Origin of the sequence: Actinosynnema sp. NPDC049800 (assembly GCF_040656635.1) — a bacterium.
Classification (GTDB): Bacteria; Actinomycetota; Actinomycetes; order Mycobacteriales; family Pseudonocardiaceae; genus Actinosynnema.
The window spans coordinates 176,610-196,681 of sequence record NZ_JBFAMT010000004.1; the positions used below are offsets into that span (position 1 = coordinate 176,610).

Below are 20,072 nucleotides of genomic sequence, written 5' to 3' on the forward strand. Positions count from 1 at the left end.
CAGAACGGGTCTCGCGCAGGTTGGTGCCCTCCCCGAGGTCCGGCCCTCCGCAGAACGGGTCTCGCGCAGGTTGGTGCCCTCCCCGAGGTCCGGCCCTCCGCAGAACGGGTCTCGCGCAGGTTGGTGCCCTCCCCGAGGTCCGGCCAGGGCGGCGGCACGTACCGAGATCACCAACCCATAGCAGGAAGGCCGCCGCCACTGGCCTCCGAACGCACCACCAATCCGCTCCCGTAACTCAACGACTTGGGGCCGCCGTCGCTGGCGAGGCGTGGCCAGCACCCGACGTCGGCAAGCAGCGCACCGTCATAAGCAGGATGCGAGTGCGCAGAAGGGTGATCGCTTCGTCGACCTGACCGCGTCTGCATAGTAGAGCCGCTAACCATGAGATAGCGTACCCGTCGCCAGAGGCGGCATGAGGACGAAGTAGCACGATTGGCTCGTCGACCCGTCCGTGTTTCACCAACAGCCTGGTCAAATCATAGGTACGGTCCTTGGTATCAGCATGCGGACGGAACAAGGTAATCGCCTCGTCGACCTTGCCTCGGCCGATGAGCAGGTCGGCCAACCGGTAGGCAGCGTGCGTGTCGCCAGCTTTTTGCGCGGTTGGTGAGCTCGCCGATGTGACCGTGTTCTGCGAGTAGGTCGGCCAACGGGGAACGGGCGTAGTCGTGGCCAGCATCGACATGGGTTTGCAACAATGCGATTGCCGCGTCCGCTTGGCCTTGATTGCTGAGCAAGTTGACCAACCGAGTGGTGGTGTATTCCCGGCCGACGCCGACGTGGTTGCGCAACAGCAGGATTGCTTCGTCAACCCGGCCGTGTCGCTGCAATAAATCTGCCAATTCTACGACGGCTAGATCGTCCAGGTCTCAGCTTCGGCACGTAGAAAGGATATTGCTGCGTCGCTTTTGCCGCGTCTTTCGGCGTTGTGGACTAACAGTGGTTTGTCATCGATGTGGTGATGGTGGACGAGAGCGCTTCAGGCATCATCGGGGAGGTAGGTGGCGTGGCGGACGCGTAGGGCGTGTTGGTGGAAGTAGTCGGCTACTTCGTAGCTGGCGGTCTGTCCCATCTCTGCGGCGACAGGGGTGAGGGTTGCAGCGGCACCGTGAAGGGGTGTGGTCGCGTAGGCCAGGGCGTGGTCGAGCCAGTTGGCTGGGGCAGAGGCTTGCTGTGCGGGAGTGAGGTAACCGGGTGCAGCTTCGCCGAGGTACTTGCGACTCAACGGAGCTCTGGAGCCGACGCGACGGGCATCGACTGCGGCGTGCCGCGAATTCACCGACCGCAGTGGCGTCGGCGGGGTGTAGCAACCACCACTCCGACACCACAACCCGGAGCGCTTGGAACAGGTTCCGGGTCTTGCCCACTGACGAGTCGCCGGTCAGGAGCACGAACCCGCCGCGTTCACGCGCCACTGTCAGCTTGGTACGCAGGTCAACGTCGAGATCGCGCGGCACGTACAACGGCAACTCGTCCTCGACCCCGTTCGCCGTGTCCGGACCCGTCTCGTTCGGGGTGCTGCGGCTGGGCTGGCCGAGGCCAGCGCGGATGGCGGCGTGCACGCCCAACAACCGGGCTCGAGCCTCCCGGCCCCGCACCGCGCCAGCCGGCCGACGCAGGTGGGCAGTCTTGGCCCGCTCCCAGGCCGCGAGCCACGGCTGTTGGTCCTGGTCCGCGCTCAGCCCACACACGGTCAGGAACGTGACCACCGTATCCCGCGACGGCATCGACTGCCGCCGAACAGGTCACTCAGCGTGCTCTTCGGTAGCGCCGGCTGGCGACCGTCGCGTGCCGGCAGCGCTGCGGCGGTCTCGGTCAGCAAGGCCCGCGTACGCGTGCCAGCCAACGCGGTGAACCCGCGGGCCAGCTCTTCCAGTGTCTGGATGTCCGCTGGGCCGAGGACCTGTTGCGGATCGCCGTCCACCGCATGCCCCCTTCTGTCCGTCCGGCCGTTCGACACCGGACCGCACCGGACACCGTAACCAGGACATCATCTCGCCGTTCCTCCCCTGGTCACGGCCAGGCTCGCCGACTCAGCGTGGCCGGGTCGCTCCGAACCTCTGACCGGACACCCCTCGCGCTTGCTCCACTACCAGTGCCCAGGGAGACCGGCCGGCTCCCCTGCCGTACACCGCGACCTCAGGAGGAGCAATGACCTGCGAGAAGAGCACTGAAACCGCAAGCCTGACGAGACAACGCAAGATCGGGCTCGCCGCACTCGCCGGCGCCGTGTCCGGCGCCGTCCGAGCGATCGCGGCTTGGATCCTCGAACACCTGCTGCCCTAGCCACACCAACCCGGGCGGTGGGCCCGCGCACTCAATGCCGTGCGGGCCCGCCCTCGAGTTGGAGGACCCGCTCATAGCCAACTCGCCGGGCACCACCTGCGCTGACTTACGTTAACCGTGTATCGCCTTCCTAGATGTTGCGGGTCATGACGTTGATGACGGCGGGGCGGGGCTGAACGGGCGGACGGGTCTTCCGACGGCAGGATGAGAAGTGCGACCAACTCGTCCGCCGAGCAGAAAGACCCGTCCGTGCTCCACCGTAACGCCCCGTTGTCCGTCGAAGGCCGCCACCGCCTGGTGCAACGCTGCAAGACCCGCCCGATCGCCCATGTCGCGGCCGAGATGGGCATCTCGCGGCAGTGCGCGTCGCGCTGGGTCAACCGCCACCTGCGCTATGGCGAGGCCGGGCTGCTGGACCGCCCGAGCGTCCCGCACCACCAACCCACGGCCACCTCCGCCGAGGTCGTGGCCAGCATCGAGCGGCTGCGCCGGAACCACAAGTACTCGGCCCGCCGCATCGCCCTGGAACTGGAAGCCGACGGCGTCCGCATCTCGGTGCGCACCGTCGGGCGGCACCTGGCCCACCTCGGCCTGAACCGTCGCCGATTCCTTGATCCGACCGGCGCGAACAACCGGCGTCCCCGCCGGATCACCGCCCGGTGGCCGGGCCACATGGTGCACCTGGACGTCAAGAAGGTCGGCGTGATCCCAGACGGGGGCGGCTGGCGGGCCCACGGCCGCGGCAGCGAGCAGGCCCGACAGGCCGAACGCGCCAAGAACAAGGGCGCCCGCACCGGCTACACCTACCTGCACTCCGCGGTCGACGGGTTCTCCCGCCTGGCCTACACCGAGGCCCTGCCCGACGAGAAAGCGGTCACCGCGATCGCATTCCTGCACCGCGCCAGGGCGTTCCTCGCCGCCCACGGCATCGGCCACATCCACCGCGTCGTCACCGACAACGGCTCCTGCTACCGCGCCCACGACTTCGCCAAGGCCCTGCTCGGAGCCCGCCACCAGCGCATCAAGCCCTACACCCCGCGCCACAACGGCAAGGTCGAACGCTACAACCGCATCCTCACCGAGGAATTCCTCCACACCCGGATCTGGACCAGCGAACAGCAACGCACCGACGCCCTGGCCGTCTGGAACGTGCACTACAACTACCATCGACCCCACACTGCCGCCGGAAACCAACCGCCGGCCACTCGGCTCCATGACGGCGTCACCAACGTCATGGCCTTATACACCAGATGACGCGCCGGTCTGCCCCGGATGCTGTCGTCGGCATGTTCCGCACGGCCGCCACCGCGTTGAGGAAGCCCTCTGCAGTCTTTAGGGCCGTCCAGAGACGGGGACGTACAGAAGGAAGCTTTACCCCAGCACCTTCACTGCCATCAGGCGTTACGGTCACGTTCGCCGCCGCCGCACTGGAACTGGCCGTACTCCACCGTCGGCAACGGCCGATCTGGGCGACGAGCACGACGCATCGCCAGCCACTGGCGATGGCGAATCTGACACCTTCCCCCTTGGCCGCGGAGGACTATCGCGCCTTGTCGGGATGGGCTTTATGTGGACGTAGGGCTCGCAGTGCTTCTGCTGCCCCATAGGTCCCCGCTGCGGCTTCGGCGGCAAGTTCGTCGATACGGTCGTGCTTGGCGAGCAGGGCTACCAACTGTGAAGCAGCCATGAGGCCGGGCATGGGGCTGGCGTCTGTGTGGGGGCGTAGCACGATGATGGCCTCATCAACGCGGCCCTGCTCGGTGAGTAGCTCGGCCATCTGTCCGGCGGCCCACGGATGAGTGTCGGCGTGGGGACGTAGTGCGGTGATCGCGTCATCGACGCGACCTCGCTCGACCAATAGCTTCGCCAATTTCGTAACGGCGTGCGGGCTGATCGTGGCGAGTTCGGCCAGTTTGTCGATGCGGCCTCGTTTAGCGAGTATTTCAGCCAAAGCATTGGTCGCATCCGGATAGGGGCGCACCACGGCGAGCGCCTCGTCAACGAGATCTTGCTCCGCCAACAGAGGTGCCAGTGCGAAGGCCGCCCATGACTTTGTGGTGGCAAGCTGGGTTAGTTCGTCGATACGGTCGTGCTTGGCCAGCAGGTCCGCCAGTGCACTGGCGGCCGGTGGATCGGTGTCGGCGTGGGGACGCAGCAGCGCGATGGCTTCGTCGACGCTGCCGGACTCGGACAGGAGGGGAGCCAGTGCGAACGCAACCCATGGGTCTGTGCTGGCATGGGGGCGAAGCACGGCGATGGCCTCATCTACGCAGCCGAGCTCCAGATATAGCTCTGCCAGTCGGTCGGCGGCCCAGGATTCCGTGTCGGCACGATCATGAAGCCAGTCGAACGCCTCGTTGCCCCGACCCCCCATCAAGAGTAGGTCGACGAGTTGCCTGCCCACGTGTTCGTTGGTACCAGCCTGGGAATGATCCGCGTCAGCATGGTCGCGTAGCACAGCAATAGTGGCGTCATCGACGCGGTCTAACTCAGCCATCAGACGCGCCAGGTGATTCGCAACCGAGGGCTCGGCGCCGGCGTAGAGCTGCAACACACCGATAGCCTCGCCAACGCGGTCGAGTTTGGTCAGCAAGTCGGCCAACCGTATGACGGCGGACGCACCGCTGCCTGCGGCCGTGTTGATTGCGCGCCAGTAGAGGGTCTCGGCGTGCATGTAGTAGCCGCGACGTTCAGCGCTGCCTGCTAGACGAAGGGTGTCGTTGGCATGATGGTGGTTGACGAGGGCTTCCCAAGCGACGTCGGGCAGGTGGACTGTTCGACGGATGCGATGACTGTGTTGGTACAGGTAGTCGGCGACATCATATCCGGAGACCTGTCCCATGCCCGACGATACGGGGGCGAGCGCGGAGGCAGCGCCGTGCAGTTCCATGGTGGCGTACGACAACGCCTTGTCTTCCCAATCCGCAGGCGCTTTGGCTTGTTGGGCAGGCGTGAGATAGCCCGGCACTGCTGCGGCGAGGTAGTGCCAGGTGAGAGGCGCTTGGGCACCGACACGTCTGGCGTCTAGTGCTGCGGTGATAACGGCCTTGCCGTAGCACTGCTTGGCCGGTGCGTGTTCCCAGTGGTGAATCAGTTGCGGTCCGGCCGCCATAACCTGCGTAAACCCGGCGTCAGGGGTGTTCAAAGCGATGCGGATGCGCAGATCGGTGTCGGCCAGATCCTCTGCCCGTTGCCGTTCATTGGGGCTGAACTCGTCGGGCACCGCGATGATTTCGGCCAGCTTGAGTAGTTGCCGGTCGTTCGCGTACCGGTCCGACTGTCCCGGAATGCGCGGTTCAGTGCGAGATTCGTACTCGTCAGGCCATAGCGTTGCCGCGACTACCGTCCCTGCCGATACCAAACTCCGGATGGTCGCTGCTGGCAGGCCGTGGGGGTGGTTGAGGTAGTCCTGCAGTTCGTCCAGCCACACCACCGTCCGGTCCGTCGGTGCGGCAGCGAACTCGCTAACAGCGACGGCGTCAGCGGGGTGTAGTAGCCACCACTCCGGCACAACGTCGCGCAGGGCCTCGAACAGTGCTCGGGTCTTACCTACTGACGAGTCACCTATCAGCAGGACAAACCCACCGCGTTCACGAGCTCCCGTTAGCTTGGCGCGTAGGTCGTCGTCAAGATCCCGCGACACGTACGCCGGTAACTCGTCCTGGGTTCGGCTCTCGGCCCCCTGTAGCCCTACCCTGTCCGGCTGCGCACTGCTGGTCGGGTCGTCAGGAAGCCGGATGGCCGTATGCACACCCATCCACTGAGCACGAGCGTCCCGTACTCGCACGGCACCGGGTGGGCGACGAAGGTGGGCGGTGCTGATTCGCTCCCACGCCACGAGCCATGGTTGCTGGTCCTGCGGACTCGGAAGTCCGCATACGGTCAGGAACGTGACTACGGTATCCCGCGATGGCATGGACTTACCGCCGAGCAGGTCGCTCAGGGTGCTTTTCGGCAGCGCCGGCTTGCGGCCGTCGCGTACCGGCAGCGCCTCGGCGGCCTTGGTCAGCGAAGCCTGCGTGCGTGTTCCGAGTAATTGTGTGAAGGCGTTGGCCAACTCGGCCAACGTCTCGATCCTCGCCGGCTCAAGGACATGTCCCGGATCACCCTTCACGGCGAGCATCATCCCCCTTCCGGCGCGGTGGTTCAGCGCTGGACCACGGATACCGTATCCCCGTACGACCTCGACCGACCAAGCAGCCGAGCGCACCCCACTGGGTTACGAACAGTCCTTAGATGTGACTCTCTGTGGCCGATGGTCACTGAGCTTGCTGTCGACCAGTCGGAGGACTGGTCGGTGCTCTTCCACACTGAGCATCTACCGAACACGGGGAACGGTCCAGGCCAGTTCGTGGGCGAGGTCTGCGATGGTCAGGCCGTGCTCGCAGGCGAGGTTGAATGCCTCGGTCAGGAGTGCGGGCTGTTCGCCGGGGTAGCCGACTAGCGGCTCAGGGGTGAACCCTGGTTGGCCGTTGAGGTCGTGTAGCCGCTGGTAGGCGCGGCTGGCGGAGGAGTCTGAGAGTAGGCCGAGTTCGCGGCAGCGGTAGAGCAAGGAGTGCACCCGACACTCCCCTACGTCGCGGGTGACTCAACAGCGACGGGTGCCACCGGCTGGTGGTCAGCACGGCGGTCTGCGGCCGTCCACGATCTTGGCTGCGCGCAGTTCGAAGACGGCCGCTTAATGTGCAAACCGGTTCTTCTTCAGATCAGCGCCCTGCACTCGGACGCTATCGAATACGGACGGATGGCAGGGGCACTCCGGCTGGCCGTCGGCCGGTTGAGGATCCGTCAGTGGGAAGATGTCGTAATGCGACGCAAGCCTTCTGCGAGAGTCGCCAGCGAGGGAGTGACCCACACCCAGTCGGCCATCCAGGACGAGCTGGGTTGGCTGTTCCGCGAGCAGCCCACTGAGGACTACGGCATTGACGCGCATGTCGAGGTTGTCGACGGCGAGGACGTGCGCGGGCGGCTGCTGGCCCTGCAGATCAAGAGTGGAATGAGCTGGTTCCGGGAGACTGCGCCTAAAGGCTGGTGGTTCCGGCCAGATGCCGAGCATGTGGCCTACTGGCTCAACCACTCCCTGCCGGTGGCTGTGGTGCTGTACCACCCGGAGACCAAGCGCTGCTACTGGCAGCTGGTGAACCGCCAGACGCTCCAAGAAACATCCGCAGGCGGCTGGAAGCTGCTGGTGCCGGAAGCCCAAGTACTGGACGCAAGCGCGGCGGACAGGCTACGCAAGGCCGCCGAGGGCGACCCGTACGTCCTGCGTATCCGCCAGCTACAGCTCGCGAAGACGTGGATGGAGCTGCTGGCCAGTGGCAAGCGACTGGTGGTGGATATCGAGGAGTGGATCAACAAGACGTCAGGACGCGGCTCCATCTCGCTGGGCGTGGACCACGAGGACGGCGAGAAACCTGAGGAGCTGGCCAGTTGGGGCGTGTTTCTCGGCATGGCGAGCTACGCCGAGGTGGTGCCGCGGCTGTTCGCATGGGCGGACGTGCAGGTGCACGAAGAAACCTACGAGGACGCGGAGTACGACCAGTACAAGGCTGAGTGCGTTATCTACGACAACGAGGGTGACAGCTTCGTCACCGAGGACTTCGCCGAGTGGCGCAGCGGCAGGTTGGCGCAGGGACTAAGGCCCTACGCCAACGGCGCCGACGAGGTGGACTTCTGGCGACTGGAGCTGACGCTCAACGAGTTGGGCAAGGCGTTCCTAGTGGTGGACAGGTTTGGGATGGAGGGCGGGAGATTATTGACGTAGGGCTGGTTGCCAACGACCGAGTCGTTCGCGCCATCGCGTTGACCATCGCCATGGTCGTCGCACACACCTCGACTTCCGGTCCGGCAACGTCGCTTCCCCCGACGTCTACAGGGCAGCGCTGGACTCACGTTCAATGCACACACGCGGGACGGGCCGGAGCCCGTCCCATCGGGTGCTACTCGGGTGTGGACAATCTGAAACTCGACTCCACAACCAGACTGCCGACGCGAACCCGCTGGTCAGCACTGTTCCCATCCTTTGGTACTCCCGCCGGGGATTCGAACCTGCGCACCCATGCGAGGCGACCTCGGGTTATCAGACATGTTCGCCGATCCCCATGCGGAGTTGAGTCTCCTGCGCCCGCTCGGCTGCCGCGCTGGCTCCGTAGTGGCGAGGCATGTCCTCGGAGGTCCAGCCGAGCAGGAGCATGAGGTCGCCGGTATCTCCGCCGGCCTTCTTCCACTCATGGGCGAAGTTGTGGCGCCAGCGGTGGGCGTGGACGCCGGTCAGACCGGCGGCCAGGCCGCGCCGCTTGAGCATGATCTTGATGCCGTTGGGGGCCAGGCGGCGGACGCCGCGGTCGGCCAGCCACAGGTCGGGCAGGTCGGCTCCCTTGTGCTTGGCGCGGGCCCGCAGATAGCGGCTCAGGGCGCGGGCTGTCTTGGGGCCGAAGCGGACGCGTCGGTCCTTGTTGCCCTTGCCGTGGTAGTGCGCCGAGTCGGTGTTCATGTCCAGGTCGGCCAGGGTCAGGTTGCCGACCTCGGACAGGCGGGCGCCGGTGTTGTAGTAGAGGCGGATGATCGCTTCGTCGCGCAGTTGGACGAAGTCCTTGCCCTTGCAGGTGCCCAGGACCCTCTTGGTATCGTCGTCACGGATGACGGGGATGAGCTTCTTGGTCGGCTTGGGCTGCTTGACCCGTTCCATCGGCGAGCGGTCGATATCCTCCTCGTCGACCACGAGCCACTTGAAGAACTGCTGCAGGCCCTTGTGCTTGTTCAGCGCGGTGGCCGCCGAGCGGGTGTCGATCATCCACGCCTGGAACGCCTCGACGTGGCCCTTGGTCACCCCGCACGGGTCGTCGGCCGCGTCGTCGGCGTCCGGGTCGGGCGAGTGCTCGGCTAGGTACCGGGCCAGTTGGGCGGCGGCGAGAAGATAGTTGTAGCGGGTCGTCTCCGGGTGGTTGGCCGAACGCAAGGTCCGGTCCCAGTCCCGCAGGTAGCCGGCCCAGGTTTTCGACAGGCCGGTGGTGATCTTGTCCAGGTCCAGCAGGGGCATCGCGGTGGTCCCTCCGAGTCAAGGTGTCGCTGAGCGACGTGCTCGACCTCGAAGAACGAACCAAGATCACAAAAAGAGGGCCCTCGCAGTGTCTGACCTGCGAAGACCCTCTTGGCCGTCGGGACGACAGGATTTGAACCTGCGACCCCTTGACCCCCAGTCAAGTGCGCTACCAAACTGCGCCACGTCCCGGCCGCATCCCGTTGTGGGGTGCGCGCATAGCTTAGCGCACTCCCAACGGGCCTCCGACACGACCCCCCGGGTTGGTCGATCAGGCGGCCTACCTGCGGAAATGGCAGGGGCCCGCGCTTGGCGGGCCCCTGGTCCCCTCGGTCTCGCCGTTCCCCCGGGCGACGCCTCTCGAACTACTATGCGTTCGCCGGGTTTCGTGCACTACCGCCGAAAGTCGAGTCATCTGCGTCAACTTTCGACGCACCCGTCGGTAGGGTCGCGTCGATCACGAAGCCGCCGTCGGCGCGGGCCGTGGTGGTCAAGGTGCCGCCCGCCTGGGTCACCCGCTCCTTCAGGCCGTGCAGGCCGTGGCCGCCCTGGTCGGACGGTGCCGGCGGGGTCGAGGGGCGGTCGTTGGTCACGGTCACGCGTAGGCGATCGTCCTGTTGCGACAGTCGCACGTGGACGGAGGCGTCGGGGGCGTGTTTGGTCACGTTGGTCAGCGCTTCTTGCACCACGCGGTAGGCCGCGCGGCCCGTGGCTGGTGGTGGGGGATGTTCGCTTCGGTCTTCGTAGTCGACCGTCAGGCCGGCTGCACGCGCCCGGTCGATGAGGGACGAGAGGCCGTCGAAGCCCGGGCTCGGCTCGGTGTTGAGGAGTCCGAGCGCCGCACGCATCTCGGCCAGGGCCTCCTTCGCCAACGCACGCAGGCGCAGCGCGGTGTCGCGGGTCTTGACGTCCTCCGTGGTGGCTGCCAGGGCGGCCGACTCGACCGCGATGAGGGTGGCGTGATGACCTACGGCGTCGTGGATCTCACGGGCGATCCGGGCACGTTCCGCCGCACGGGCGCCGTCCTCGCGCGCCTCCACCTCGGCGATCCGGGCCCGGGACGCCTCGGCGAGGCTCGCGGTCAGCTCGCGTCTCGTCGTGATCAGGGCCCCGAGCGCGGTGGGCGCGCCGGCCACGAACAGGCTGAACGCGAACGTCAGGAGCGCGGCGCCGGGAGCCAGGCCCTGGCTGACGACCACCACCGTGGACGGCAGCACGGTCGCCAGGGCCACCCACGTGATCATCACCGGCACGGTGGACTTGCGGCCGATGCGGTACAGGGCGACGACGGTGGGCGGCAGCCCCAGGCCGCCGACCAGGCCGGGCAGGCACGCGAGCGCCGCGACCCAGGGCCGCCACCGGCGCACCGGCAGCAGCGCGCACGCCGCCAGCGCCGTCGGGATCGACCACGTGTACGGGACGTGGTCGGCCAGCAGCACCATCGCGGCGGGCACCACGACGGCCAGGACCTCCAGGACGATCACCACGTGCCCACCTGGTGCGCGACGAGGGCGGCCTGGACGCGGTTCTCGACGCCGAGCTTCGTGAGCACGGTGGACACGTAGCTCTTCACCGTCGCCTCGCTGAGGCCGAGCGCCCCGGCGATGGCGCTGTTCGGCTGCCCGCTCGCCAGCAGTTCGAGCACCTGCCGCTCACGCGCGCTCAGGCCGTCGAGCTGCGGGCTCCGCCGCAGCCTGGCGGCACGCATCCTGGGCAGCAGCCGGGCGGTGATCCGGGGGTCGAGCACGGCTCCCCCGGCGGCCAGGTCGAGCACGGCGCGCACCAAGGCGTCCGGCTCGGCGTCCTTGAGCAGGAAGCCCTGTGCGCCGAGCTCCAGCGCCGCGGTCACGTAGTCGTCCAGGTCGAACGTCGTCAGCACGGCCAGCGCCGGCGGGTCGGGCCAACTCAACAGCGCCCTCAACGCGGCCAGCCCGTCCATGCCCGGCATCTGCACGTCGACCAGCGCCACGTCCGGCCGGCACCGGCGGACGGCCTCCAGCAGGCCGGCGCCGTCCGCGGCTTCCGCCACGACCTCGACCCGGCCGTCCGCTTCGAGCAGGACCTTCAGCCCCCGACGGAGCAGCGCCTCGTCATCGGCGAGGACCAATCGCACCGGCACGACGACAGGCAACAGCATTCCGCCTGCCGGAGCAACCCGCCGCGACGAACGGCCCCCGTCCGGCCGATCACTTCTTCGTGCGCTTCTCCCGCACCCGCACCGAGATGCGCACCGGGCTGCCCTGGAAGTCGAACTCCTCGCGCAGCTTGCGCTCGATGAACCGCCGGTACCCGGCCTCCAGGAAACCGGTGGTGAACAGCACGAACGTCGGCGGACGCGTGCTCGCCTGGGTGGCGAACAGCACCTTCGGCTGCTTGCCGCTGCGCACCGGCGGCGGGGTGGCGGCGATCAGGTCGCTCAGCCACGAGTTCAGCCGGCCGGTCGGCACGCGGGTGTCCCAGGAGTTCAACGCGGTCCGCAGCGCCGGCGCGAGCTTGCGCACCGCGCGTCCCGTCAACGCCGAGATGTTCACCTTCTCGGCCCACGGCACCCGGACGAGCCCGCGTTCCAGCTCACGCACCATCGCGTGGCGCCGGTCCTCGTCCACGAGGTCCCACTTGTTGAACGCCAGCACGCACGCCCGCCCCGACTCCACGACCATCGTCAGCACCCGCAGGTCCTGCTCGCTGATCGGCTCGGACGCGTCCAGCAGCACGATCGCCACCTCGGCGGACTCGATCGCGGCCTTCGTGCGCAGCGACGCGTAGTACTCCGCGCCGGACGCGAAGTTGACCCGCTTGCGCAGCCCGGCGGTGTCGACGAACCGCCACACCTCGTCGTCCAACTCCACCAGCGAGTCGACGGGGTCGACGGTGGTGCCCGCGACGTCGTGCACGACCGAGCGGTCCTCCCCGCTGAGCCGGTTGAGCAGGGACGACTTGCCGACGTTCGGCCGGCCGACCAGCGCGACCCGGCGCGGGCCGCCGCGGACGGCCTCGTAGGTCTCGCGCGGCGTCTCGGGCAGGGCCTTGAGGATCGCGTCGAGCATGTCGCCGGACCCGCGTCCGTGCAGGCCGGACACCGGGATCGGCTCGCCGAGGCCGAGCGACCACAGCGACGCGACCTCGGACATCAGCCGCTCGTCGTCGACCTTGTTCGCGACCAGCAGCACGGGCCGCTTCGACCGGCGCAGCAGCTTGACGGCGGCCTCGTCGTTGGTGGTCGCGCCGACGGAGGCGTCGACCACGAACAGGATCGCGTCGGCCGTGGCCATCGCCAGTTCCGCCTGCGCGGCGACGGAGGCCATCATGCCGACCGCGTCGGGCTCCCAGCCGCCGGTGTCGACCACGGTGAACTTGCGGCCGTTCCACAGCGCGTCGTAGGCGACCCGGTCGCGGGTCACGCCGGGCACGTCCTGCACGACCGCCTCACGTCGGCCGATGATGCGGTTGACCAGCGTCGACTTGCCCACGTTCGGGCGGCCGACCACGGCCAGCACGGGCATCGGCGGCGTGCCGCCCTCCTCGCCCTCCACCGTCTCGTCGAACGCGGTCCAGTCGGACTCGTCCGCCCAGGTGCCGTCCAAGTCCGTCATCTGACTTCTCCTCGCTGACTGTCGAGCTCGGCCACCAGCGTGGCCAAGCGATCGCGGACCTGCTCGGTGGCCTTCACGAGCGCCTGGCGACCCTTGTCACTCGGCAGCTCGAACGGCTCACCCACGAGCACGTCCACCACGGGCCGGAACCGCCGTCGGGTTCCGGGCGGGCGCAGGGTGCCCCGGCACGCGACGGGCACGACGACCGCGCCGGTCGAGCGGGCGAGCCACGCCGCGCCGGCCTGCGCCTCGGCCACGTCGCCCGTGCCGCGGGTGCCCTCGGGGAACACGCCCACCACGCCACCGGCCCGCAGCACCTTCTGCGCGGCGAGCAGCGGCGCCCGGTCGGGCTCGCCGCGCCGCACGGCCAGCTGGCCGATCTTGCGCAGCAGCGTGCCCGCCACGCCCTTGAACATCTCCTGCTTGATCAGGAACACCACGCGCCGGGGCAGGAGGCCGAACAGGATCGGCCCGTCCGCCATCGAGCTGTGGTTGGCCACGACGACCACGGGGCCTTCGAGCGGTATCCGCGAGACGCCGCGCGCCCGCACGCGGAACAGTGCCCGCAGCGGTGTGCGCCCGATCCACCGGCCGACGTCGTGCAGCCAGGGCGCCGACCCCCCGGGGAGCTGTCCGGTCACCCGCGCACCCGTCCGCTCGGCTGGGCCAGCAGCCCGTGGGCGTCCACCAGGTCGAGCAACGCGGCCAGCGTGCCCGGGAGGTCGAGCGACGTCGTGTCGAGCACGACCGCGTCGTCGGCGGCGCGCAAGGGCGACACCGCGCGTGACGAGTCGTAGGCGTCACGCCGCTGCACGTCGGCGAGCGTGGCGTCCAGCGTGGACTCGCGGCCGGACGCGCTGTCCTGCTTGGCGCGGCGTTGGGCGCGGGCCTCGGCGTCGGCCGTCAGGTAGACCTTGAGCGGCGCGTCGGGCACGACGGCGGTGCCGATGTCCCGGCCTTCCACCACGATGCCGCCCGCCTGCTCCAACGCCTCCGCGATGATCCGGCGCTGCTCGGCGACGAGCAGCTCGCGCACCGCGGGCACGGCCGAGACCGGCGACACGGCCAGCGTGACCTCGGGGCCGCGGATCTCGGCGCCGACGTCCGCGCCGTCGAGGACCGTGGTCGAGCGGTCCGGGTCGGTGCCCTGCACGACCAGCGCGGCGCTCGCGACCTCGGCGACCTCGGCCGCGTCGGCGAGGTCGACGCCGGCGCGGAGCACGGCCAACGTGACCGCGCGGTACATCGCGCCGGTGTCGAGGTAACGCGCGCCCAGAGTGGCCGCGAGCCGGCGCGCCGCGGAGGACTTGCCGGTGCCGGAGGGCCCGTCGAGGGCCACCACGCCACGCAGCTCACCGTGTTCCACGGGATTTCCTCCTCAACGCGACGACGGTCGTCAACCTCTGATTGTGCCTGGTGTGGCCCGTCACACCCGCATCAGGGCCAGTCCTCGCCCTCGTCGACCGGGCAACTCCCGCCCGGTCACGCCGGACGCCGCCGGTGGGGCGAGGAAGATCACGGGCGCGCCTTCCGGCGTGACGAGGGTGGCGCGTGGGCCACGACGTCGGCTCCGGTTTCGTGTGGGGCTGCTCGGTATGGCGGTCAGGCCAGCAGCACCACGTCGACCTTGACCGCAGACCCCCTTGCCCAGAGTGGGTGCATCGAGGGCACGCGGTCTCAGAGGCACCGGGGGCGCGCAGCCTCGCCTGGGACGTCGGCCCGTTCTACGATGCACGACGCTGCGCAAAGGGCCCTCGATGCACGACGCTGCGCAGGGGCCCTCGATGCACCACGCTGGGCAGGGGTTCTCGCTGCACCCACGCTGCGCAGGGGTCCTCGCCAAGGGGACCCCTGCTTTTATCCTGCCGGCAAGGTCTGACGGTGTGGGCGCTCGCGAGCCAGGCTGTGGACTACTCGTCAAAGGGCCGGGAAGCTGTGGACTACTCGGCGGCGGCCGGTTGACGCCGGGCCCGGTCGACAGCGGCGGCGGAGGCGTCGTCGCCCTCGGCCCGCAACCCGGCGACCACGCCGTCGACGTCGGCCGAGGGCCGGTTCTGGCTGAGCTTCCACTTGGCCTCGACCCTGGTGATGGCCACCTCGACCCCCACCACGGCGCGCAGCTGGCCGGCGATGAACTTCCCCGGCGCGTCGTCCACCGCCCAGGGCCGCTCCCGACCGGCTTCGTGCTTCCCGGTCAACTCCCGCACCGCCCGCCCGACCCACTCCGGATCGTCGTGGAACGTGACCTGCCCGTGGACGTGCGCGGTGATGTAGTTCCACGTCGGCACGACCCGCCCGTGCTCGGCCTTGCCCGGGTACCAGGACGGCGAGACGTAGGCGTCCGGCCCGCGCACGATGACCATCCCCTCCCCCACCACCGGGAGCCGCCAGTGCTCGTTGTTGCGGGCCAGGTGCCCTCGCAGCACCCCGGCCTCTTCGTCGTAGACGAACGGCAGGAACGTGGCGACCAACCCCCGCTCCGTGGCGGTGACCAGGTCGGCCGCGCCGTGCCGCCGGAGCAGGTCACGGACGGACTCGTCGTCGGGCGCGAAGTGAGCGGGCACGTACACGTCACCAGCGTGGTCGCCGAAGTGGTATCAGGAAATAGCCACTCACCATCAAACCGAGAGTGCCAGTCGACAGCCTCGGTCCAAGTCGGCGAGCAACAGCCCGCTGCGCGGCTTCGGCGTGAAGTAGGTGCTCTTGCGCGGCATCCGACCGCCCGCCTCGTGCACGGCCAGCACGTCCGCCAGCGGCACGGGCGCGATCAGCAGCACGGCGTCGACCCCCTCGGCGGGCACGTCACCCGTCACCGGGCGCACGTGCGGGCTCTCCGGATCCAGCCCGAGCGCCTTGTCCAGCAGCACCGCCTCGACGAACGCGTGGTCCACGCCGGCCGACGGCAGCTCGACCCGCACGGCGGACGACCCGGCCACCACGACCACCACACCCGGTGACGGGCGGGTCGCCGCGTCGACCGGCGTCACCACCAGCCCGAGCCCCCGCCACGCGACCACCATGTCCGCCAGCGACAGCCCGCTGCCCGCCACGGCCCGGTGGATCGGCCCGATCCGTAGGTCCGGACCGGCCGTGACCAGCGCCAACAGCCCCGACAGCCCGGCCGACGCCGCCACCCGGTGGTTGCCGTCGGCCACCATCAGCGGGTGCTCGCCCGCGGCGTCCAGCAGGGCGTCCTGCCGTTCTCCCGGACCGACGAGCCACAGCCAGTGCCGCCGCCCGCCGGGATCGACCACGGACACGGCGGGCTCGTCGTCGACCTCCGCCACCAGCCGGGTCAGCCGGACCTCGCGGGCCACGGGCACCAGCATCGCCGCGCTCGTCACGCAGCCGAGGCCGGCCAGCACGCGGGCGCGTTCGGCGACGACGTCCGGGTACACCTCCTCGGTGTGCCCGACCGCGGCCGGGTCGACCATGCACAGCAGTCCGTGGGCGGTGCCGTCCGGCCCGTCCACCCGGTACGGCGCGACCACGTCCCGCACCTCGCGGTAGGCGTTGCGCCGCAGGTGGGCGAGTTCCGCGACGGCGTGCGGCAGGGCGTCGAGCAGGCTCGACCCGGCGGCCAGCGCGGCGGGCGTGCGGTGCGGGTGCTGGACCGCGAGCAGCGTGCCGGGACGGGCGCGGGCCAGCGCGGCGACGATCCGCTCCGGCTCGGCGAACTCGTCGACGTCCGGCCCGGGCACGCGGTCGCGCACGACCCAGCCTCGATCGATCGGGCGAACCAGTCCTGTCACTCGACTAGGATCACATGGTGTGAACGTCGAGGTGACGCCGCTTCCGGGGATCGGCACCCGTCAGGACTTCATGATCCGCGCGGGCCGACGGATCGGGGTGATCACGCACCGTGACGGCAAGTTCGAGCTGATCGTCTCGTCTCTCGACGACCCCGACGACTGCACGGCGTCCATAGCGCTGACGCCCGCCGAGGCGAGCACCCTGGCCGGGCTGCTCGGCTCGCCGCAGCTCGTCGCGCACCTGCAGGAGCAGCAGCGCGAGGTCGCGGGGATCTCCACCAAGCAGTTCCCGATCGTGCCCGGCTCCCGGTTCGACGGCAGCCCGCTGGCCGAGACCGAGCTGCGCACCCGCACCGGCGCGTCCATCGTGGCCGTCGTGCGCGCGGGGTCGGTGCACCCGTCGCCGCGCCCCGACTTCGTCTTCCAGGGCGGCGACCTCGTGGTCGTGGTCGGCACGGCGGACGGCCTCGGCGCCGCGGCCGAACTGCTGGGCGGTGGCTGAACACCTTGCACAGCACCGCACTCGCGCTGATCCAACTCGGCGCGGTCTTCTTCGGCCTGGGCCTGCTCGGCAAGATGGCGTGGCGGATCGGCATCTCCCCGATCCCGCTCTACCTGATCGGCGGCCTGGCCTTCGGGCAGGGCGGCCTGGTGCCGTTGCACGGCATCGAGGACTTCACGCACCTCTCCAGTGAGATCGGCGTCATCCTCCTGCTGCTCCTGCTCGGCCTGGAGTACTCGGCCGCCGAGCTCGTGACGGGGCTCAAGCGGTCGTGGACGGCCGGGCTCATGGACATCGTGCTGAACGCGACGCCGGGCGTGATCGCGGCGCTGATCCTGGGCTGGGGGCCGCTGGGCGCGCTGGCGATGGGCGGCGTCACCTACATCTCGTCGTCCGGGATCATCGCCAAGGTCCTCGGCGACCTGGGCCGGCTGGGCAACCGGGAGACCCCGGTGGTGCTGTCGGTGCTGGTGTTCGAGGACCTGGCGATGGCGGTGTACCTGCCGATCCTGACCGCCGTGCTGGCGGGCGTGAGCTTCGTCGGCGGGCTGACCGCGGTGGGCATCTCCCTGGCGGCCATCACGGTCGTGCTGGTGATCGCGCTGAAGTTCGGCCGGTACGTGTCGGCGCTGGTGGACAGCCCCGACCCGGAGGTGTTCCTGCTCAAGGTGCTCGGCGCGGCGCTGCTGGTCGCCGGTGTGGCGTCCGAGCTCCAGGTGTCCGCGGCGGTGGGCGCGTTCCTGCTCGGCATCGCGATCTCGGGGTCGACGGCGGAGAACGCCACCCGGATGCTGGAGCCGTTGCGCGACCTGTTCGCGGCGATGTTCTTCGTGGTCTTCGGCCTGAACACCGATCCGGCGTCGATACCGCCGGTGCTGGCGCTCGCGGTGGCGCTGGCCGTGGTGACGACGCTGACGAAGGTGGCCACCGGGTGGTGGGCCGCGCGGCGGCAGGGCATCGGTCGGATGGGCCGGGCGCGGGCGGGCGCGGCGCTGGTGGCGCGCGGCGAGTTCTCGATCGTGATCGCGTCGCTGACGGTCGCGTCCGGCGCGGTGGACCAGCAGCTGGCGGCGTTGGCGACGGCCTACGTGCTGCTGATGGCGGTGCTGGGGCCGGTCGCGGCACGCGTGGTGGAGCCGTTGGCCAGGAAGTTCACCCGAAAGCGTGGTCCCGCACCGGCGACGGCCTGACCTGTATCTCTTCGGGCCCTGACGGCTCCACTACGGCATACGAACACGCTCGGCGCTCGCGGCCAACTCTTCCGGCCGATTGAGCCCGAGCGTGATCCGGCGCTACACCTGACTGCCGTCCAACCCCGAAGGGGGTCGTCATGTCACAACCAACGGAAGCCGAGACGACCGGCCGCTTCCTCGTGCTCCTCGACGACAAGTCGGTCACGGCCGGCGCGAGGGAGATGAACCGGGTCGCCGGGATCAGCGCCGCGAGCACCGCGGACTCGGCCACCAGGGCCGAGGTCGCCGCGGCCGATGGCGTCATCTTCCAGGACCTCGGCATCGCGGTGGTCAACGCGACACCGGACCAGGTCCAGCAGCTGACCCGGGCCGCCGAGGCGCCGGGCCCGATCTCCGTGGTCGAGGCCGAACGGGTCGTGCACGCCTACACCGCACCGCCCGACACGACCGCGGCGCCCACCGTGGACGAGTCGGTGTTCACGTGGGGCTTGCAGGCCGTCGGCGCGAACATCAGCTCGGCCACCGGCAAGGGCGTGCGCGTCGCCGTGCTCGACACCGGTTTCACCGTCGCGCACCCCGACTTCGCGGGCCGCACCGTGATGACGCAGTCGTTCGTCCCCGGTGAGACGGTGGACGACGCGCACGGCCACGGCACGCACTGCATCGGTTCGGCTGCGGGCCCGCGCAAGGCCGCCAGCGGCGGTCCCGGCTACGGCGTCGCGTACGAGGCGGAGATCTACGCGGGCAAGGTGCTGTCCAACCAGGGCAGCGGCACCGACAGCGGCATCCTGGCGGGCATCGAGTGGGCCATCGCCAACGGCTGCGCGGTCGTCTCGATGTCGTTGGGCGCGAGCGTGCGACCGGGCACGCCGCACTCGCAGATCTTCGAGCAGGCCGCCATGCGCGCGCTGGCGAAGGGCACGTTGATCATCGCGGCGGCCGGCAACGAGAGCAACCGGCCGGGCAAGGTCGCGCCGGTCGGCCACCCGGCCAACTGCCCGTCGATCCTCTCCGTCGGCGCGGTGGACGTGCAGCGGGCGATCGCGTTCTTCTCCTGCGGCACGGTCGACACCGTCGGCCAGGTCGACATCGTCGGCCCCGGCGTGGACGTCTACTCCAGCTGGAACAAGGAGGACGGCGGCCTGGGCATGCACAAGCGCATCCAGGGCACGAGCATGGCCACGCCGCACGTCGCGGGCGTCGCGGCGCTCATCGCGGAGAAGCACGACGCGCGCGGGTGGGAGCTGTGGGCGAGGCTGGCGCAAACCGGTCGTCGCCTGGGCTTGCCTTCCACGGATGTGGGTGCAGGATTGGTGCAAGCTCCCTGAGCCCCTGACGGAGGCGCCCGTGGACAAGGTCGTGGTCTCGGTCGCCGACGACAGCGTGGCCGACCTGCCCACCGTCGTGGCGGCGTTGCGTGACGCCGGGATGGTGGTCGAGCAGGTGCTGGAGGGGTTGGGCGTGGTCACCGGGCAGGTCGCTCCGGGGGTGGGCGACCTGCTCGGTGCCGTGCCCGGCGTCGCGCACGTGGAGGTGGACCGGGCGGTCCAGCTGCCGCCAGAGGTCTGACCAGGGCGTTTCCCGGGCGGGAGGTTCCGCCGATCACGGTGCGCCTTCGCCGGCGTCACCCGGTCGGAGGACGAGAGGTTTGGCGTGGCCACCTCGGGTAACCGGTTGCTGGAGACGAACCGGTCGACCGAGGAGGTC

At 69.4% G+C, this 20,072-nt stretch carries 17 protein-coding genes and 1 tRNA gene; 8 read left to right on the forward strand and 10 right to left on the reverse strand.

Annotated elements, in window-relative coordinates; all coding sequences use genetic code 11:
- The first annotated feature begins 668 nt into the window (after positions 1-668).
- The 3 genes from AB0I91_RS07820 to AB0I91_RS07830 all read left to right on the forward strand — a co-directional run bounded on the left by AB0I91_RS07820 (position 669) and on the right by AB0I91_RS07830 (position 3,540).
- Complete coding sequence (locus tag AB0I91_RS07820; RefSeq protein ID WP_499635940.1) at positions 669-833, forward strand: hypothetical protein; 165 nt, start codon at positions 669-671, stop codon at positions 831-833.
- Positions 834-2,151: 1,318 nt separating this feature from the next.
- Positions 2,152-2,286, forward strand: a complete 135-nt coding sequence (locus tag AB0I91_RS07825) for a hypothetical protein (protein ID WP_499635943.1) — start codon at positions 2,152-2,154, stop codon at positions 2,284-2,286.
- Between the two features lie 249 nt (positions 2,287-2,535).
- On the forward strand, positions 2,536-3,540 hold the full coding sequence (locus AB0I91_RS07830) for an IS481 family transposase (protein ID WP_499635946.1): 1,005 nt from the start codon (positions 2,536-2,538) through the stop codon (positions 3,538-3,540).
- Positions 3,541-3,826: 286 nt separating this feature from the next.
- On the opposite strand, the gene AB0I91_RS07835 is transcribed toward AB0I91_RS07830, so the two are convergent.
- Positions 3,827-6,412, reverse strand: coding sequence for a tetratricopeptide repeat protein (locus AB0I91_RS07835; protein ID WP_499635949.1), 2,586 nt, complete (start codon positions 6,410-6,412; stop codon positions 3,827-3,829).
- Between the two features lie 720 nt (positions 6,413-7,132).
- On the opposite strand from AB0I91_RS07835, the gene AB0I91_RS07840 reads away from it, so the two are divergent.
- Complete coding sequence (locus tag AB0I91_RS07840; RefSeq protein WP_499635952.1) at positions 7,133-8,050, forward strand: DUF4365 domain-containing protein; 918 nt, start codon at positions 7,133-7,135, stop codon at positions 8,048-8,050.
- Between the two features lie 315 nt (positions 8,051-8,365).
- Here the strand turns inward: AB0I91_RS07840 and AB0I91_RS07845 are convergent, their stop codons facing one another.
- From AB0I91_RS07845 to AB0I91_RS07885, 9 genes are all read right to left on the reverse strand, one after another.
- Complete coding sequence (locus tag AB0I91_RS07845) at positions 8,366-9,325, reverse strand: tyrosine-type recombinase/integrase (RefSeq protein ID WP_499635955.1); 960 nt, start codon at positions 9,323-9,325, stop codon at positions 8,366-8,368.
- Positions 9,326-9,443: 118 nt separating this feature from the next.
- A tRNA-Pro gene (locus AB0I91_RS07850) sits at positions 9,444-9,517 on the reverse strand.
- Positions 9,518-9,693: 176 nt separating this feature from the next.
- Positions 9,694-10,812 (reverse strand): sensor histidine kinase, encoded by a 1,119-nt coding sequence (locus AB0I91_RS07855; protein ID WP_499635958.1) that lies wholly within the window; start codon positions 10,810-10,812, stop codon positions 9,694-9,696.
- Positions 10,806-11,462, reverse strand: a complete 657-nt coding sequence (locus AB0I91_RS07860; RefSeq protein ID WP_499635961.1) for a response regulator — start codon at positions 11,460-11,462, stop codon at positions 10,806-10,808. Before AB0I91_RS07860 ends, AB0I91_RS07855 begins: the two co-directional genes overlap by 7 nt.
- Before the next feature lie 49 nt (positions 11,463-11,511).
- The gene (gene der / locus AB0I91_RS07865; RefSeq protein ID WP_498782214.1) at positions 11,512-12,918 is read right to left on the reverse strand and encodes a ribosome biogenesis GTPase Der; all 1,407 of its coding nucleotides are present in this window, start codon (positions 12,916-12,918) and stop codon (positions 11,512-11,514) included.
- On the reverse strand, positions 12,915-13,559 hold the full coding sequence (locus tag AB0I91_RS07870) for a lysophospholipid acyltransferase family protein (protein WP_499608478.1): 645 nt from the start codon (positions 13,557-13,559) through the stop codon (positions 12,915-12,917). The genes der and AB0I91_RS07870 overlap by 4 nt, the downstream gene beginning before the upstream one ends.
- Positions 13,556-14,284, reverse strand: coding sequence for a (d)CMP kinase (gene cmk / locus AB0I91_RS07875; RefSeq protein WP_498782210.1), 729 nt, complete (start codon positions 14,282-14,284; stop codon positions 13,556-13,558). The genes AB0I91_RS07870 and cmk overlap by 4 nt, the downstream gene beginning before the upstream one ends.
- Positions 14,285-14,858: 574 nt before the next feature.
- Complete coding sequence (locus AB0I91_RS07880; protein WP_498782208.1) at positions 14,859-15,488, reverse strand: FMN-binding negative transcriptional regulator; 630 nt, start codon at positions 15,486-15,488, stop codon at positions 14,859-14,861.
- 48 nt (positions 15,489-15,536) lie between these two features.
- A complete protein-coding gene (locus AB0I91_RS07885) occupies positions 15,537-16,670 on the reverse strand; it encodes a DUF1015 family protein (protein ID WP_499635963.1) in 1,134 nt (377 codons plus the stop codon).
- A gap of 19 nt (positions 16,671-16,689) precedes the next feature.
- On the opposite strand from AB0I91_RS07885, the gene AB0I91_RS07890 reads away from it, so the two are divergent.
- The 4 genes from AB0I91_RS07890 to AB0I91_RS07905 all read left to right on the forward strand — a co-directional run bounded on the left by AB0I91_RS07890 (position 16,690) and on the right by AB0I91_RS07905 (position 19,934).
- Complete coding sequence (locus AB0I91_RS07890; RefSeq protein ID WP_498782204.1) at positions 16,690-17,172, forward strand: cation:proton antiporter regulatory subunit; 483 nt, start codon at positions 16,690-16,692, stop codon at positions 17,170-17,172.
- Positions 17,173-17,177: 5 nt separating this feature from the next.
- Positions 17,178-18,362: a cation:proton antiporter gene (locus tag AB0I91_RS07895; RefSeq protein ID WP_498782202.1), complete on the forward strand. Its 1,185-nt coding sequence runs from the start codon at positions 17,178-17,180 to the stop codon at positions 18,360-18,362.
- A 140-nt stretch (positions 18,363-18,502) separates the two neighbouring features.
- On the forward strand, positions 18,503-19,693 hold the full coding sequence (locus tag AB0I91_RS07900) for a S8 family serine peptidase (RefSeq protein WP_499635965.1): 1,191 nt from the start codon (positions 18,503-18,505) through the stop codon (positions 19,691-19,693).
- A 19-nt stretch (positions 19,694-19,712) separates the two neighbouring features.
- Entirely contained in the window at positions 19,713-19,934 is a 222-nt protein-coding gene (locus tag AB0I91_RS07905; RefSeq protein ID WP_498782198.1) for a hypothetical protein, read from the forward strand.
- Positions 19,935-20,072 lie beyond the last annotated feature (138 nt).